Source organism: Flavobacterium frigoris (genome assembly GCF_900111075.1).
Lineage (GTDB): Bacteria > Bacteroidota > Bacteroidia > Flavobacteriales > Flavobacteriaceae > Flavobacterium > Flavobacterium frigoris.
Map to the genome: position 1 here is coordinate 82,874 of NZ_FOFZ01000009.1, position 16,863 is coordinate 99,736.

The 16,863-nt window shown below is 33.8% G+C and carries 18 protein-coding genes and 1 pseudogene; 4 read left to right on the forward strand and 15 right to left on the reverse strand.

What is annotated here, in order from left to right:
* Nucleotides 1-378: 378 nt before the first annotated feature.
* The 3 genes from BMW63_RS12475 to BMW63_RS12485 are packed head-to-tail and all read left to right on the forward strand — an operon-like array spanning nt 379 to nt 2,216.
* The gene (locus tag BMW63_RS12475) at nt 379-1,146 is read left to right on the forward strand and encodes a ParA family protein (protein ID WP_074723803.1); all 768 of its coding nucleotides are present in this window, start codon (nt 379-381) and stop codon (nt 1,144-1,146) included.
* 4 nt (nt 1,147-1,150) lie between these two features.
* A complete protein-coding gene (locus tag BMW63_RS12480; protein WP_074723804.1) occupies nt 1,151-1,576 on the forward strand; it encodes a DUF3408 domain-containing protein in 426 nt (141 codons plus the stop codon).
* A gap of 7 nt (nt 1,577-1,583) precedes the next feature.
* On the forward strand, nt 1,584-2,216 hold the full coding sequence (locus tag BMW63_RS12485) for a conjugal transfer protein TraD (protein ID WP_074723805.1): 633 nt from the start codon (nt 1,584-1,586) through the stop codon (nt 2,214-2,216).
* A 244-nt stretch (nt 2,217-2,460) separates the two neighbouring features.
* Here BMW63_RS12485 and BMW63_RS12490 read toward each other — a convergent pair.
* The 9 genes and pseudogenes from BMW63_RS12490 to BMW63_RS12525 all read right to left on the reverse strand — a co-directional run.
* Nucleotides 2,461-3,174, reverse strand: a pseudogene (locus tag BMW63_RS12490) (NADP-dependent oxidoreductase); the annotation flags it as partial.
* Between the two features lie 511 nt (nt 3,175-3,685).
* Nucleotides 3,686-4,354 carry an FAD-binding oxidoreductase gene (locus tag BMW63_RS12495; RefSeq protein WP_074723806.1) on the reverse strand — a complete coding sequence of 223 codons (669 nt, stop codon included), beginning with the start codon at nt 4,352-4,354 and terminating at the stop codon, nt 3,686-3,688.
* 31 nt (nt 4,355-4,385) lie between these two features.
* Complete coding sequence (locus tag BMW63_RS12500; protein WP_074723859.1) at nt 4,386-4,607, reverse strand: hypothetical protein; 222 nt, start codon at nt 4,605-4,607, stop codon at nt 4,386-4,388.
* A gap of 10 nt (nt 4,608-4,617) precedes the next feature.
* Nucleotides 4,618-5,370, reverse strand: coding sequence for a PRC-barrel domain-containing protein (locus BMW63_RS12505; protein WP_074723807.1), 753 nt, complete (start codon nt 5,368-5,370; stop codon nt 4,618-4,620).
* A 110-nt stretch (nt 5,371-5,480) separates the two neighbouring features.
* Complete coding sequence (locus tag BMW63_RS12510; RefSeq protein WP_026977715.1) at nt 5,481-6,032, reverse strand: ferritin; 552 nt, start codon at nt 6,030-6,032, stop codon at nt 5,481-5,483.
* A gap of 196 nt (nt 6,033-6,228) precedes the next feature.
* On the reverse strand, nt 6,229-6,375 hold the full coding sequence (locus BMW63_RS18155) for a hypothetical protein (RefSeq protein ID WP_175460286.1): 147 nt from the start codon (nt 6,373-6,375) through the stop codon (nt 6,229-6,231).
* Nucleotides 6,376-6,750: 375 nt separating this feature from the next.
* A complete protein-coding gene (locus BMW63_RS12515) occupies nt 6,751-6,996 on the reverse strand; it encodes a hypothetical protein (protein ID WP_074723808.1) in 246 nt (81 codons plus the stop codon).
* 45 nt (nt 6,997-7,041) lie between these two features.
* Complete coding sequence (locus BMW63_RS12520; RefSeq protein WP_074723809.1) at nt 7,042-8,193, reverse strand: baeRF3 domain-containing protein; 1,152 nt, start codon at nt 8,191-8,193, stop codon at nt 7,042-7,044.
* Between the two features lie 204 nt (nt 8,194-8,397).
* Entirely contained in the window at nt 8,398-9,780 is a 1,383-nt protein-coding gene (locus BMW63_RS12525; RefSeq protein WP_026977712.1) for an NAD-dependent succinate-semialdehyde dehydrogenase, read from the reverse strand.
* 811 nt (nt 9,781-10,591) lie between these two features.
* Here BMW63_RS12525 and trhA point away from each other — a divergent pair.
* Nucleotides 10,592-11,239, forward strand: a complete 648-nt coding sequence (trhA, locus tag BMW63_RS12530) for a PAQR family membrane homeostasis protein TrhA (RefSeq protein WP_026977711.1) — start codon at nt 10,592-10,594, stop codon at nt 11,237-11,239.
* Nucleotides 11,240-11,584: 345 nt separating this feature from the next.
* On the opposite strand, the gene BMW63_RS12535 is transcribed toward trhA, so the two are convergent.
* The 6 genes from BMW63_RS12535 to BMW63_RS18265 form a co-directional block, all read right to left on the reverse strand.
* A complete protein-coding gene (locus tag BMW63_RS12535) occupies nt 11,585-13,840 on the reverse strand; it encodes an FUSC family protein (RefSeq protein WP_074723810.1) in 2,256 nt (751 codons plus the stop codon).
* 76 nt (nt 13,841-13,916) lie between these two features.
* The gene (locus BMW63_RS17995) at nt 13,917-14,156 is read right to left on the reverse strand and encodes a hypothetical protein (RefSeq protein ID WP_139174239.1); all 240 of its coding nucleotides are present in this window, start codon (nt 14,154-14,156) and stop codon (nt 13,917-13,919) included.
* A 30-nt stretch (nt 14,157-14,186) separates the two neighbouring features.
* Nucleotides 14,187-15,182: a sterol desaturase family protein gene (locus BMW63_RS12540; protein ID WP_074723811.1), complete on the reverse strand. Its 996-nt coding sequence runs from the start codon at nt 15,180-15,182 to the stop codon at nt 14,187-14,189.
* A 326-nt stretch (nt 15,183-15,508) separates the two neighbouring features.
* Nucleotides 15,509-15,703: a hypothetical protein gene (locus BMW63_RS12545; protein WP_074723812.1), complete on the reverse strand. Its 195-nt coding sequence runs from the start codon at nt 15,701-15,703 to the stop codon at nt 15,509-15,511.
* A gap of 11 nt (nt 15,704-15,714) precedes the next feature.
* Complete coding sequence (locus tag BMW63_RS12550; RefSeq protein WP_074723813.1) at nt 15,715-16,035, reverse strand: HPF/RaiA family ribosome-associated protein; 321 nt, start codon at nt 16,033-16,035, stop codon at nt 15,715-15,717.
* Between the two features lie 24 nt (nt 16,036-16,059).
* Nucleotides 16,060-16,578, reverse strand: coding sequence for a hypothetical protein (locus BMW63_RS18265; RefSeq protein WP_217643732.1), 519 nt, complete (start codon nt 16,576-16,578; stop codon nt 16,060-16,062).
* Nucleotides 16,579-16,863 lie beyond the last annotated feature (285 nt).

Below are 16,863 nucleotides of genomic sequence, written 5' to 3' on the forward strand. Positions count from 1 at the left end.
TGGACTTTTATCGCTCTGTTTCTTTGTGCTTATAAACAAACAGGAATACCTAGTTAGCTATGTACGTAACAACATAATTACATAAGTATCACTATAGAAAAGTACAGACATACAGTTATAACTAGATAGGAATTGAGCTAGATAGTTATATGATTAAGTACAGATGTACTTAAGTTTCTAGGTACTCCTGCAGATAAATATTCATGGAATTGCCTACAGATATCAATAAATAATGCAATGTGCAGATATTTTGTTAAATGCCTACTTAACTACATAAAATCATAGATAAAGAGGTACACACCCATTGCTGTAGCTAACTAATTGAAGAAATACAAATACAAGTAAATACCGATATAAATAATTAAAAACAATGGAACTATGAATGCAAATCACAACACAAAATTTATCGCTTTTTCTTCTCAAAAAGGAGGTGTCGGAAAAAGTACGTTTACAACATTAGTTGCAAGTACATTGCACTATCGATTAGGTTATAATGTAGCCGTCTTTGATGCCGATTTTCCGCAACATAGTTTGTTTAAAATGAAATCTCGTGATTTGGCCATGGTAATGGAAAATGAGCATTTGAAAAAACTAGCCTACAAACAATTTACCACCATCAAAAAAAAAGCCTATCCCATTCTACAGCACAAAGCGGAAAGCGTATTGGAGGCTGCTCAGGAATTTTTAAATAATACTACTGTACCAATTGATGTTCTATTTTTTGATCTCCCTGGAACGGTGAATACTCCTGGTATTCTGAAAGCTTTGGCAGGAATGCACCACATTTTTACGCCAATAACGGCTGATCGTTTGGTTATGGAAAGCACACTCATTTTTACGCAGCTATTGCAAGATGTAATTATGAAAAAAGGAGCAACTTCTATAGAAACTATTAACCTGTTTTGGAATCAGGTGGACGGTAGAGAAAGTACGCCTTTGTACAAAGTTTACAATCAACTAATCGAGCAATTGGGATTAAGTTTAATGCAAAGCCAAATTAAGAACAGCACTCGCTTTCGTAAAGAAAGTGAAGAACATAGCAAAACTGTATTTCGTTCTACTGTAATGCCACCCGATGAACGTTTGATGAAAGCCTGTCAGTTAGATCAATTCATAAACGAATTTTTAGAAATCATTCAATTATAGAATTATGGAGAAAGAAAACAAGAAAAAAAACACTCCCGAAATTAACGAAGAGTTGATGATGAACCTGATGGTGGATGGTATAAAAAAAGAAGGGTTGCAATTTCCGATAGAAAAGGAAACTGAAAACGGGAATTATAAAGAACCTCCCAAAGAGAAAACCATGATTAAGGAAAAGAGTAGGGGCAAACGGGTAAACGAAGGGGATTACGAAAGTATCTTTTTCAAAAGAATTGACACCAATGCACGTGACGGAAAAACCGTCTATATCAGACCTGATTTTCACGAAAAACTATCCCGTATCGTTCAGGTGATTGGCGAAGACAAGATTACTATCTATGCTTATTTAGACAATTTACTGGATTACCATTTTCAGGAATTTGGTGAGCAGATTACCAAGAGTTTTAACGATAAATACAAACCCATTTTATAATGAAGTTATGGAAACAGTAATCGTAATTTGTTTGCTTATCATAATTGTACTACTGTTACAAGATAAAATTGTCATTAAGAAATATCCTGAACAAAAGCCAGTACAAGAAAAAAGTAATCCAAATCTACCCGATATTATGGGACAACCCAAGCCGCAACGAAGTCTTTCAGTGCCAATGAGTACCAATGAAAGTCAAAAGCTAGAGCAGGAACATAAAACGGATAATTTTGATATTGAAATCGACGAAGAAAAAGTCGATGAACAAATTTCACAAGAAGAACTGGATGAAGTTTTTAGGAATGTACCTGATTTTGAGAATGAAGAAGAAGAATGGAATAGTTATGGAATATCTGATGGCGAAAATGGTTTTGCCCAAGGGGTTACCTTTGAAGAATTAAGCACTGTAAAAACGTTGTTAAAAAAAGAGAAAATGAGACCCTCTCAAAAGGAAACAGCCGCAGTCCTACTTCAGAAAATACAAGGAACCGAATTATTCGACCTATTGGAAAATTCTATAGAAGATGCTTCTCAAAAAATAGCCAAGCTGCTTGACGGTACACTTTCTTCAGAGACGGATTCTGGTTCTTCTATTTTGCATAAAAATGATTTGGAAGATTTTGATATTGGGGAGTTTATTTAGGCTCCCCAATATTTTTCAGAATCTTAAATAGTAATTTAGTAATATTTAATTATAAAGTAATTCATAAAGATTTCAGTCAACCTTCGTTATCAACTCTAATTATTTTATAATCTCCGTAACCCTTTCATTATTAAGTACATTATTTCATGTATGTTTTTGCTACAAAACAATATTTTATTTTCCTCAATGCTAAGTTTATTTAATTCCGATAACTTATTAAGATTGAATTTTAAAAACTCTTCTTTGGACCTACTATCGTAGTCACTTTTCCACCTTCTTTAATGATTTCAAAAGCATCAAAGGTGTACTCATTCCCTAAAGTGTCAAAAACAATATCCAAATTGTTTGCAACCTCTTTATAATCTTCAGGTTTATAATCGATTACTCGGTCAGCACCCAAAGCTTTGACCCAGTCTACATTTTCGCTGCTGGTAGTCGTATATACGATAGCTCCTTTAGCTTTAGCATATTGAATTGCAAAGCTACCTACACCACCAGCCTCAGCATGAATAAGAATTCTATCATTCTCTTTAATGCCAACGCTCTCCAAGGCTTATATTGGTGTAAGTGCTGTTAATGTAAGTGCTGCTGCTTCTTCGAAAGAACTATTTTTGGTTTTTTTAGCAACTAGGTCACTATTTACACTTACAAATTCTGCAATAGTACCCATTTTTTCTTGTGGCACTCTGGAAAAGGCTTCATCTCCTATTTAGAAATTGTTTACATCTGCACCTTTCTCAACCACCACACTACATACGTCAAAACCTATTGCGCTTGGTAAGTTTAAAGAAATCATCTCTTTCAGTTTACTTTCTACCATTTTGTAATCGATAGTATTTAACGAAGCTGCTTTAACTTCAACTAAAATATCATTTTGTTTTAAAGAAGGTTTTTCGATCTCATTGATGGATAAGCTGTCTTTAATTTTACTGTATTTCACGATTTTTAGTGCTTTCATGTAAATTATTATTTATTATCTAGCTTTTAGTTTTCTAAAAAACTATCGATTAGCTAGCTTAACATCTTTATTTAGATAAGTATTGAGAAGCTCTTCCCAAACATCAACCGTGTTATTTTCTAATCTTTATCTTTCCAATTAGATCTAACAGTATGTTTTTTTATTTTGCGGAATCTCATCTATGATTGCCAGGTGCCAAATGACCAAAGGATTCAAGCTATGAGAACTAGTTGAAATAAAAGACTGAACAATAGTGTCTTATCGGAATGTAAAGTGCCAAAAGTATTTTTTTTATCAAGATATTAACCAATATTTTCAGAAAAAAATAAAATAAAAATTAACGCCATTAGGAGACAAAATATGTTTTGGGTTATTGTCGTTTTTATGTTTTTTTTTCATGATTTATTGCTATTGGATGCGTTTGTATCGTACACAATATGAATTTAAGGAGATTTTTATATAATTCTAAATTCGAGAAAAGAACATAAATAGTTAAAGACGTTTTAACAGATTATTTCTCAAAAACTACTGCATCAGTTTTCGCTCCTAATTGGGCGAGTGCTTCTGAGATGGCTGTTACAAATTGTGGTGGACCACAAACATAGAAGTGCTGTTTAAAGTTATCTATTTTTTCTTTTAGAAAAGTATAGTCAATCCTACCATTTTCATAACCCTCTTTTTTTTCATCAGTGAGCGTGTTGATGAAATTCTTACCGAGCATTTCATTAAATTCTTTTTTCAGAATTATATCACTTTCGGTCTTGTTTGTATAAATGAGTTTATTGTTAGCAATTTTTTCATCAGCTTGTAACTGCCGCAAAATTGCAATGAATGGTGTGACACCTGCACCACCAGCAATGAATACCCCTTCGCCTTTATATTCAATTGCGCCCCAAACATCACGGATGATAAGTTCGTCACCGTTCTTTAATTTTCCCAATTCTTTTGTAACTCCGTTATGACTATCATAAATTTTAATTGTAAATTCTAGATGTTTATTATCATTTAAACTAGTAAATGTAAAAGGTCGTTTTTCATTTTTAAGTGCAGGAGTATTTATGGACACCTCGGTTGCCTGTCCCGATATGAATTTGAAACCTTCTGGCTTTTGTATTGTGAATCGCTTTACATCATGTGTTACTGACTCCACTGAAATTATTTTTACAATATGATTTTTCATTGTGTTTATTTATTAGGAATTATTGGTATACTCAAGAATTAACTCTTCCTTTCAATCGAATATCAATTCTTTTTTTCTTAACGGTTAATCGCTTCATTACATCCATTAAGGTTGCTTCTTTTGTCTTCTTATAGATCTTGTTGATTGCTAATACAAGCCGTTTCGCTTCTCTTGAAGCTGTCACTCTATCACTATTAGACATATGACTCATTTTAGCTTTTTCAAAAACGGCTGCTTCTTGTAAAATTTCCATAATTGTTATTTTATTTTTCGTAATAGTCATTGAGTGAATGCTCATATGAATCGTTAATCTGTTGCGAAGAATCATATTTGGGACTGTTTTTCACTTGCTCCTTTGAGTGATTGATGATGACTTTTTGCTCCTGCCATTTTACCTGTTTAATCCAATGTGGAGAAATGATCACTTTTTTTCCCGAAAACCAGTTGCCGGTTTCCACAACAAGAAAATTGATTTTCCAGATTACATCATCAATTATAAAATCTTCGACTTCGCCTATGTCGCTATCCGTTGCATGAATAGCATACCCTGTAACTTCACGTGTGCTTCGCAGATGCGGTTTGTCATTAGTATGCTCTTCTGCTTTCCTTTTTATCAATTCCTTTTCTGTCTCTCTTACTTCAACTAACGGATATCCCCACATGCCTAACCCCATGTGTCCATACATTCCGTTTCCGTAGTAGCCGGGCCATGCGTAGTATCCACGGATCAACTCTTCCTGTTGTTCTGAAACAGGTTTGTCTGTGTCAATATCAGGACTGTTTTTTATTTTTTCCTGCGTAAGATATACAGATAGTGTTTTTGATTCGCTATCCAGTTTTTGAAATGCTTCGGGCGAAATCAAAACTTTTTTTTCGGAAAGCCATCCTCCCGTTTTTACCACCAAATACCGTATGGTTGAGGTTTGGTCATCAAAATAGAAATCATCTACTTTTCCAATTTCACCATCAGTTCCTTTAATGATGTAGCCTAATAAACTGTTTATACTTCGTTTCATATTATTATTTTATATTACTTTAATTATTTGGTTCATTACTACGATTAAGCAGGCTTCATCCGAACATTAATTCAAATCATCAATAAAAACCCAAGCCTTTAACCTGTTTATTAGGGATTAGTAGTGGTAGCATCTTGAGCCATACTTACCTCACTAGACCTTTTTTCCAATTCTTTATCTAATAGGTATAGTGCATCACCGTTTGCTTTTTCACCGCCCACAATTTTAATTTTATCCAGTAAAAGGCTGGCAAGATTTTCTTCTTCAATTTGTTCTTTCACGAACCACTGTAAGAAATTCCATGTAGCCCAATCTTCTTCATCGAGTGCCATTTTTACCACTTTATAAATGGATTTTGTATTATCCACTTCATGGTCAAATACTTTTTCAAAGCAATTATTTACACTGACAGGATCGGTTGCAGGTGCAGGAATAGCAGTAACTGTGGCTTTTGCACCTCTGTTTAATATGTATTCGAGTATTTTCATCATATGGTTTCGTTCCTCTGCTGCATGACGGAAAAGAAAATTTGCGATGCCGCTGAATCCATTGTTATCAGCCCATGCAGCGTATGATAAGTATATTTGGGAAGCATGTGCTTCTTTAGTCATTTGCTCATTCAATGCGGTTGTGAGATTATTTGAAAGTCTATTCGTTTTCATAATATTTTTTTTTAATAATTTTGCTTTTCTAAGTACTAATAAGGAGAAACGTGATATTTTTCAATTTTTCTCATCGATTTATAGTTTCTTTTCATTTCCTTATGCATACTTTTTGAACCTTAATTAATATCTGTTATTTTACAGGGTATCTTATTTTGTAACTTTGTGCAATTAAAAGATTTTTCGTGTAATTACATCAAAATAAATCGATAGTAAATATAATAAATCCTATGAAGCAAAGGGCTATTATACCTGCAATGATATAGACAGTAACTTTTGTAACTTTATTTTTTTGAAAAATATAGTTTCGTGTTTTATTGTTTTCTTCTTTTCCTTGTTTCATATGTTCCTGTTTTTAATATTTTAATTTAGCTTTCTAGTTTAAACTTGTAAGACTGTTTTTTTTTAAACTTCTAATTATTCATCACTTTATTTTTCAAAAAGTGGTCGCTTGATTCTAAAAAAAAAACTGTTTTACTGAATTGTCATTTTATACAAATAAGCAAAGATGTATGAGGTTCTCCTTGTCGAGTTTTATAGGTCAACCTCTTTTTTTAGTTTTTACTGTCGTTTTGTATTTATTTTTTCGCTTAAACTTCTGGTGAATATTTTATTCTAAGGGCATTAAATTCATAAGCGACACAATACTGTATCAAGACACGTCTTCATTTTTTCTATGTCTTTATCCACAGAGTTTTTAGCGATGTCTATATGGTTTTTAGCGATTAAAGGGTTCTTTATGGCTCATAACGGCTAAAGGTTGCATCCTCTTTGGGCGCGCTTCTAGTAAACTTCTTCTATCATTTTCACTATCTTGATAGCTACTTTCGTCTCTGAATTTTACTTCTAATCTAGTTCTATGTTCACTGATTCTATCGAAAGCATCTTTTATTATAGCTTTCAAAGTTTCTCTGATCTCTTCAGTTCGTGAGATATTAAAATCTGTTTCTAGTAAGATTTTCATTTCTAGTATTTTTTAGTTGTTTGAATTAGCATTATTTGCTTGATTTTAATAACGAAACAGACCGGCAACCCCTGTTTTCGTAGGCATTTTTTCATGTGGAATAATCATCACTTTGCCGCCCATTTTTGTTACCAGTTCGCCCAAGTCATCCAGCAAATCATCTACTTCAGGATTGGCCAAATCACCTTTTTCAATGCTGCCTGTCTCGTTTATTATCTTGCCCGGAATTTGGATTTCTGATTCAATTAATAGTGTATCCACCTTACCGGCTGCCGCAGCCACAGCTACTTCACTTATATTATCACTTGCTGTATCTTTTGATTTTGCCTGATCGTACTCATTACAAATTTTGGCGATATTTTCATTATAGTAAGGCTCCATAACTTTCCAGGCATGTTTCACCAGCTCATCCGTTTCTACAGACTTTGGATTCACATCAATACCGCTTGGAAGCAATGAAAGATTGTTGCTTACCTTATGAAAAAGATTGTGGTGCTCTGGTAATGCAGCCAGTATAAGTGGCAATCCGGATGGACCGGAATAGTTATCATTAATCGTTTTTGCGACAAAGCGAAAAAACTTTTCGGTATCGATATCCGCTTCATCTGATTTCCCACCTTGCCCGTGATGCATGTTGCTGGTTTGGTTACCTATACCACCATAAGATGCAACAGTGGTATGCTTATCGGTTAAATCATAACCCAATGCTTCATTTATATTTTTTGGAGTGTCTGAGGGAAGCTCCAGTTCTGTAAGTGAATGCCTATTTCCTTCATAAATTTGAAAATCATGTAAGCTTAAACCTAATACATTGTAACGCTCCACTGACTGCAAATATCTGCGAAGTGGTTTTGTATGAAAGCTGTTAGCCACAACGGTTAATTCTTTTACTGGTACGGGTAAACTTATAGTTCTGAACGTATCAACTGTACCAAGTACAGCCAGTCCGTCTAAGGTATGTCTCCAAAACTCTTTATTACTTTCAAGCGCTACAAATGGATCCAGCAGTATTTCAACTTCTGACTCTGAATGTTTTTTAAGTAGGGATTCTTTTAGGTTTCTTAAGAGGTTTTTAAATAGTATCGGATCCCGAAGATTGTTAGGATGGGCACGGTGCGTGGGCATATATAGTGATATGCAGGTTCCTTCATTCACACTTAATAATTCTAGCATCATGTCTTTAGTAAGTAAATTCATATAGTTTTGATTTATTAGTTGTTAAATAATTATTTACATTGTTTTATTGATTTGTCAAATACATTGTTTTATTTTCATGAGGTTAATTCATTTTATTTCTTTGAAGATAGAGAGAAAAATATACAAAGTATCTAAATTATAGTTGCTATATATTTAACATGTATTGAGTATTTAATTTCAGGTTTTTCTAATTTATTACTTTTTTTAAAATGGATCATTTAATCCGCTTACACGAATTAGTTTTTTATTTACAAACTCTTGAATTCCTAACTCTGATAGTTCCCGACCGAAGCCTGAATGCTTTGTTCCGCCAAATGGAAGATCTGCTTGTGTCCAAGTGGGATGATTGATGAAGACCATTCCTGTATCAATTTGATCGGCAATTCTTCTTCCTCGTTGAATGTCCTGTGTAAATACAGAACCTCCAAGGCCAAAATTGGAATCATTGGCTAAATCAATGGCAGCTTGGTCGTCTTTCACCACATAGAATGAGGCTACAGGTCCAAATAATTCTTCATGATAAGCAGCAATGCTAGGTTTCAAATCGGTAAGTATGGTGGGTTCCATAAAGGCACCTTCACGATCTGCACGTTTACCACCCAATAAGACTTTTGCACCTTCATCAACAGAACGTTTTACTTGATCGGCTAAATGAACTGCGGCTGCTTCACTACTTAAAGGGCCTAGGTCGGTAGCGGGATCCATTGGATCACCCACTTTCATTTTTGATAACTTATCCTTAAACTTTTGAATAAATTCGTCGGCTATTGCTTCCACTGCAATGAACCGTTTGGAGGCTACACAACATTGACCGTTGTTATTCATCCTGCCTACAACTGCCCACTCAACTGTTTTTTCCATGTCGGCATCTTCCAGTATAATGAACACATCATTACCGCCTAGCTCTAATACAACCTTTTTCAAATGTTTTCCGGCTTCCATGGCAATACTTGCACCAGCTTCTTCACTGCCTGTTAAGGAAACACCTTTTATTCTTATATCAGAAACCAATGCCGATGCATGTTTGCCTGTAATAAATAAATTGGTATATAATCCTTCAGGTGCTTCTGCTTCTTCGAATAGTTTTTCGATAGCAGCAGCACATTGTGGTACTATGGATGCATGCTTAAGTAATATGGTATTGCCCACCATAATGTTAGGAGCTGCAAAGCGTGCTACTTGATAGTAAGGAAAATTCCATGGCATCACACCTAACAATACACCGATGGGGCTATTTCGAATTATAGCTTCTCCATATTCTGGATCAAGTACTTTATCGGCAAGAAAACCTTCTGCGTTATCGGCATAGTAATCTATTATATCAGCACTCAAGTCGATTTCTCCTTCTGCTTCGGAAAGGAGCTTACCCATTTCTAAGGTGATAGTTTTGGCAAGTTCAGATTTCTTGATTCGCATGAGTTTAGCTACTTTATGTAGTAAATCAGCCCGTTGCTGGTAGCTCGTTTCTTTCCAGTTTGTATAAGCTAGATGGGCTTTCGCCACTTTAGCATCAACTGCTTTCTCTGTCATTTCTTCGAATGACTTCACTATCTTGTTTGTGTTTGGATTAACTGTTTGTATGGACATATTGACTCGTATTTAATTACATAGTCTGCGGAAATATTCCGCAACCGTTTTGAACTCATTTCCAAAAGAATACATCAATTTCATTGATCTAAATGGATACACTACAATTTTCACGTAGGACTTTAATGCGATTTTAGTGAAGGTAGTGAATATTACCAGTTGAGACTAATTAATTATCAGATAGTTATATAGTTATCTTATCTACAAATTCGATTGGTAAAAATTATTGTGACGTAAGGTTACTTGTGATAACGGTTTATGCTTTTCTCATTTCTAGCGGTCTGTTGTGAGTTGATACTCTCTGCACTTGCTGCTAAAGTTTGATATCTGCTGGTTTAATTTACAACCCAGTTTCAACAAAAAAAAGAATTAAATGTATTCAAATTGTATTTCGTTAAAGGCCTTGCTATTCCTTGTCTAAAAAAAACAGGTTTACGACTAAATTTCTAATGTGTATACCTATATTATTATTATTATTATCAATTTTAATTACACCTTTTTTTTTTTAATTCAATGCGATAGTGTTAAGGGAAAAAACGATATTGATCCAGTACTTAAATTATTTTTTACTTTGATTCTGGTCATATTAAGTTTTTCGGTAAAACGGTATATTTATTTTATATAAAGTACCGACCTATAAAAGAAATAAAACAAAATTTTCTTTGAAACTATTACAAGATGAAGGCCTTCTGAAAATAAAATAGATAGTAATAAAACGGTAAATTATATAGCTAATAGAACTAAGTTAGGAATAGATTTGAGTAATTTTACAAAAAAGGGTTAGAACAATAAACCTTATCAAATCAATTTTATGCGAACTCAGAATTCAAATATAAAAATCAGGCAAGAACTAGTAAACAGTATCGTACATGGTTTTGGAATTATTTTTGGTATCGTAAGTATTCCTATCCTAATAGCATTTACCATTAAAAGTGATAACACTTCTGGTATTATTGGTGCGGCTATATATGGTTTTTGTTTTTTACAACTTTTTACTTTTTCAACACTCTACCACGGAATCCAGCATGCTCAGGCAAAACGCACACTTGAAATCCTTGACCATATCAGTATTTTTTTCTTGATAGCAGGTACTTACACTCCGTTTTTACTTATGTATATGTATAATTCTTTTGGGATTACTTTGCTATCGGTTTTGTGGGGGCTTACGACAGTGGGGATCATTTTTAAGATTTTTTTTACAGGGAAATGGAAGGTTTTTTCAACGTTAGTTTACATAGCAATGGGTTTTATTATGATTGTTGGCGGACGTACTTTCTTTGAAAGTATTCCCTTCAATATCCTCACTATGATTCTAATTGGATGTGCGCTTTACGTCATGGGTGTTGTCTTTTACTTATGGAAGAAATATACTTACAACCATGCTGTCTGGCATTTTTTTGTGCTCGCAGCTGCGGTTTGTCATTACGTAGCCATTTTATTAGCAGTCGAGTCGAATTGATTCAAAAAATGAGTAGGGTTTATAAAAAAACAAAAGGCGCAACTTTAAGGACGGCAGTAAAGAGGCTGACTATAAAGAAGTGAAGAGTTGATATTTGATTAGAAGGAGGTACGAATTCCCGGATATGACAAACCAATTAGTAGAAAGCCTGCGTTTAAAAAATATTAATAAGGTAATTATTTTTATCTTTTGGTAATTCATTTTTTAAAATTGGATACTGACTGAATTATAAAGGATAGTGCCTAATAGATGCCATTGACAAGTTAAAAATTTAGTTCGTGAGTAAGTGCTGCAAGTAATAATATAAGGTACGTTGGGAGTATTTCCTGAAATTTAATAAAACCACTACTGATCTTCTATAATCGAGGAATGGTAGCGTTTAGTTGCTTTCTTTAGATTTTCTGAAAGGGAAATTAACCAGCTCATGTGATTGGTAATTAAATAGGCTTCCTGTAGACTATGAAGTGTATCTGTATCTAATGCGGTGTTACCTTGTCTGATGTTTTCATCTCGAATATTAGATAATTGCTGGTATTTTCCCAACAACTTTTCTTGTGCATCTTCAACAGTTTCTTTGTCGACTTTTTTCTTTATGTGAATGTCGTCTAAAGAATCGAAAGACTTCTGTAGGGTATTGGAAATCTTTTTGATCAGTACATTAAATTCTATAGATGCGGGTGTAGTTTTATGATTGCTGATAAAATTTCCAATGGACGCAATGGCCGAAGTCATTGTCTGGTTCAGCGTTACAATTTCATAAATCAATTGAAATTCTTTCTGTTTCGATTTTGGGTCTTGGGTTAATCGCTGGAAGGAAGCATTTAAATTACTGATGGCAAGAAACGCTTCTTTCCTTGCTACACTATAGGAGAGTTTGTGTTTAGAGGGATTTTGATATAACTCTTGTGTTGCTAATAGATATATCTTGTTCATTTTTAAAGCATTCAAAAGAACCTGTTTTAGATTATTGGCTTCCCAACTGGGTAAAACTAAATAATTAGCTACGAGAGCGATAATGGCTCCATTGATGGTGTCGATGACACGATATTGAATCACTTCAAAGGCATTAGGATTTATGAATGAATACAAAAAGATAATACTAATGGTAACTAATGCGGCAGCAAATCTATAATTCTGCTGAATCAATGAAAACGCCAATATAAAGGAAACAAATGCCAGAACTGCATAGATCACTAGGTTTTGAGTAAGTAGCACAATACCTGCGGCAACAGCAGCCCCAATGAGTGTGCCGATGATACGATCTTTAGAGCGCTCTTTAGTTAAACCATAACTAGGGCGCATGATTACAAGGATAGTCAGCAAGATCCAGTAGGTATTTTGAATGTCAAAAACAAGACCTAACACATAGGCAAATACAATAGCGATCGTAAGACGCAATGAATGTCTAAACATTGTAGAATTCAAACTGCAGCTCTGAACAAGGACGTTCAGTCTATATTCCTGCTGCGTTAAAAACTGACTCGAATCTTGTCTTTTTAAGGAAACTTTAGAAGCCTCTTTCACATTGGCCATTACACGTCTAATAATCCTGATTTCTTGAAGTAGTTGTTCTTGGTAATCGTATAGATTTTTTAATACCAAAGCACCTTCTCGGGCTTCAGGTAATTTAACGGTTTCAATGTAATTTGTAATCGATTCGTTAGCTTTTGATAAGGCATCTAATAGACTATCTTTATTTGGTATGTTATCATTTTGAATCAGTAATTCCGACAAACGTATGAGATGGTTTCCCATTATTTTACTCAGCGTTATCGAAGCTTTTAGAAATTCTTTACGCTTGCCAAAAATGGCATCTATCATTTTATAATCCAAATGTTTCGCTTCTATCAATTCGAATATATTGATAGAGGAAAGTAAAATCAATAATTGCTTTTCTTCATAATGAGAACGTCCAGAACGTTTACGTGCGGTAAGCATTGATTCTCTAAGTGTTTCATGCTTTTCATTGATTTGATTTTGAAGGACAAAGGTTTGTTTAAGGTGTTCGTCACGCTTGGTTTTCTTTGTCAATAATTTAGCTCGTAATTTTAGGTACTCACCGGTAAGGAGAAGCGTATCTGACAATAACTGATTCTGATCTTTTACAGGGGTAAGTTTTTGGAAAATAAAGGAAACGAGCAGATACCAAAGACCACCAACTCCCATTAAAGCCACCTGAACAAAAATTTCATGTGCTGTTTCTTTTTGAATGGCAAATGATATAACCATTGCTAACAAGCCGGAAAAGGATACTAAAGATGCTCTAAAACCGTAAACCGAAATTAGCGACACGATAAACGTAATTGCAGTAAGCGCCAGCAACAGTAGGGGGAGGAAAGGTTTTGAAAATAGGATTATAGTTGTAATAACCATTGTCAACCCGATACTGATTAAAATGGCATTGACCTTACGTTTGAAGCTTCCTGGAATGTCGCCTGGCGCATTTAAAAAAGCACCCACAACTATAGCTGGAGCATATTTAAAATACCCTAAAAAATAGAGTACCGCAAATGGCACAGCAATCCCAATTCCAATCCGAATTGCTCGGTCCAAACGGGTACTTTTTAGAAACAATTCTAGTTGTTTGAGTTTTTCTTTCAAGCCTATTTAAAATTTGATTCTAAAATTAGGATAATTGAGCGGACGAATTGTCTTGTACCTTTATTTTAGTGGGTTTTTAATTGGTGAAATTAAAAAAAAAATTATTGTAAAATGGCAGTATAAAGATATTTATATAACTGTTGTTTTTCTCATTATTGCCACGCTCCGGCTCTCCTTGGTGTTCGTTTCCCGAGGAGTTCGCTCCCGAAGAAAGATGTTTCGCAAAGTGTTCGTGTATGGCTTGCATTCTTGTATTATAGACAGCAAAAAGCGATGTAGGTATAAGAAATTCGATAGGTTTTCGGGGATAATTCATAAATACTATGAATTTGGCAAGTAGTTGGCATTAGTTTTTCATATTCCATGATTGACTAATGGTGCTGTTTCTTTCCTTATCAATATTATTTATTTTTATAAAATTAACATCCGTCTTATTTGCTTTTTCAAACTCCTTTAAATGAATAGAATTGAATTTAGCTTTAACAGTTTCTAATTTAGAGGGACTTGTAAATAGCATTGCATAAGCTTCTTTTAAAGAGCGACTATTTATTACATCTAAGACGATGTTCTTCCATTCATGAAAATTTAAAGTAATGGGGTTGTATGAATTAATTGGTGTAGTAATGCCATAAACTGTTTGCTCTTCCTCTGCTTGAAAAGTTCCAAATATTCTGTCCCAAATAATAAGTGTTGACCCAAAGTTCTTATCCAGGTATTTATCATTTGTTGAATGATGCACTCTGTGATGAGACGGTGTAACAAAAATATATTCAATTGGAGCTGGTAATTTTCTAATATATTCGGTATGAACCCAGAATTGATAGAGTACTTCGATTTGATGACATATAAAAAAAAGAACAGGATCAAATCCTATTAAAACTACAGGAACAAAGAAGATAAATTTAATGTGTTGTGTCCAACTCAACCTAAAAGCCACAGACAAATTATATTTTTCTGAATTATGATGAGTAACATGAGTTGCCCACCAAAAACGATTAACATGTGTTAATCTATGGGACCAGTATCTAGAAAAATCTAATGTAAGAATGCAAAGTATATAGGCCCACCATACAGTTGGAATACTCCACGGAACGAGATTATAGAAAAATAATATAATTCCGAAAATCCCAATTTTTAAAAATGCTGAGATACCAATATTTACAAGCCCTATAAATGTGGCCGATACAGTGTCTAAGCTATTGTAGTATTCTTTCTTTTGAACAATTGTAAGAATCCATTCTAAAGCAACAAGCAAAATCAGTGGAATTGCTGCGATTTGGATAATATTCAGTCCAGCTAGTTGCTCTAACAGCATTTCCATCGTCAAAGGATTATCTTTCATATAGTGAAATTATTAGGGAGCTATTTGTTGTGGGAGCGCGTCCAATTTTTTTTAACGTTTCAAGCTGAGAAACTAGTTTAAACTAGCTGTTAGACTATTCTGTTTAATGAATAGCATAATTTTTCGCTCTTTGTTTTATATAGTTAGAATCAAAGCGCAAATTTTAATCTTATCTGATCGAAGACTTTACAATTTGCAAGTTAGTTTTTTAAACTTTGGTTCGATCCTTAATTTTTCATAAAATTATAGTGAAGGGATCTGCAATATTAATTAAAACTAAAAATTTGTGCTGTTGTATTGAGTCTTCTACAGTTGTATTTTTTGCATCAAAGTTGTTTTTCTATTTTAATATTGGCTCTTCCATCAAGCTCTTCTTTCAATAAATCTATATTTTCGATACAAATGTATGGGAGCTGATGGAACAAAGAGAGAGGTTCACCGGGCTGAATTATTTCATTTATTTTGGCAAGTTCTATGATAATGTTTTTAATTAATGGTAAAGTAACATTTCTATTTTTCATGCCTTTAAATTTTATCTTTCACGATTTTTCATTCGTCCAAGAATGGTCTCTAACGATATTTTCACTTTATCTATGGCACCTGAAACAGCATTTTTGACAGTATCGGCCTCACAGGTAACCGCTATTGGATCTCTGCCTTCTATTCTTGCTTCTAGTATACATTGTATATCATCGTGTCCTTCTTTTTTTTCGTTTTCGTCTGATAAATGTACTTCTATACGGCTAATATGCGATTGAAATCGGTTTAGCTTTTCGGTGATCAAGGAAGTAAAATAGTCTTCTTGATTTTCGGAACCAGAGATTGTTTTGTCGGTGTTTATCTGAATTTTCATAATTGTATTATTTTAGTTTATATACTATCCTTTGTCTTCGTCTAAATCGTTGTGGTTGTCTCCGCCCAAACTGTAATAATTGTTTTCTTCGTCTTCGCTTCCCACATTTTCTTGTTGGTCGTCTAGCTCTGAACCTGGAACATCTAAATCAGCACCCGTTTTCACATCTTTAAAGTCCTTTTCGTTCCAAGTACCTTCCTTTTCATTTGGTGCTTTCTTTTTGGAAATATCTTCTGGATTCAAATCCTTTTCTTCCTTCAATTGTTGATAAATATCTTCAGATGGCGGATAGATATGTAAGTCTGCATACTCAGGTGTTTTAGGAACTTCTTTAGAATCAGTTTCATCATGCGTTTTAGCATATTTACGCAAAATATCTTCTAAAGAATTATTATATTCTTCAAGGCTTTTGATAGTTACTTCCTCACTCTCCGAATTGTTGTCGGGCATTTCAATTATAAACTTTGACAGTTCAGGATATTCTTGTTGAATCGTGGTAGTAATCTTTATGATGCTTTGTTCTAATTCTTTTTTAGTTTTCATTTTCATTTTTTTTATGATTCATAATCATACTTGTTTACTACACGTAAAATTAACGTGCAGCTAAAGTAAATCGTTAATTTAAGTCTAATATATTTAAATCGCTGTACTACTAACAGATAGTTTTTTTCTTAAACCAATATTTTAAAGGTACAAATTTTTAACTTCTTAAACTGTTCTTTGCATTATTTAAAGATTTAAGCAAAATGCTTTTAACATAGTAACTTCTTCATATTTATTAATATGAGATAGGTGCTTCAGTTTATCTCCTTTTAATTAATCAATTTT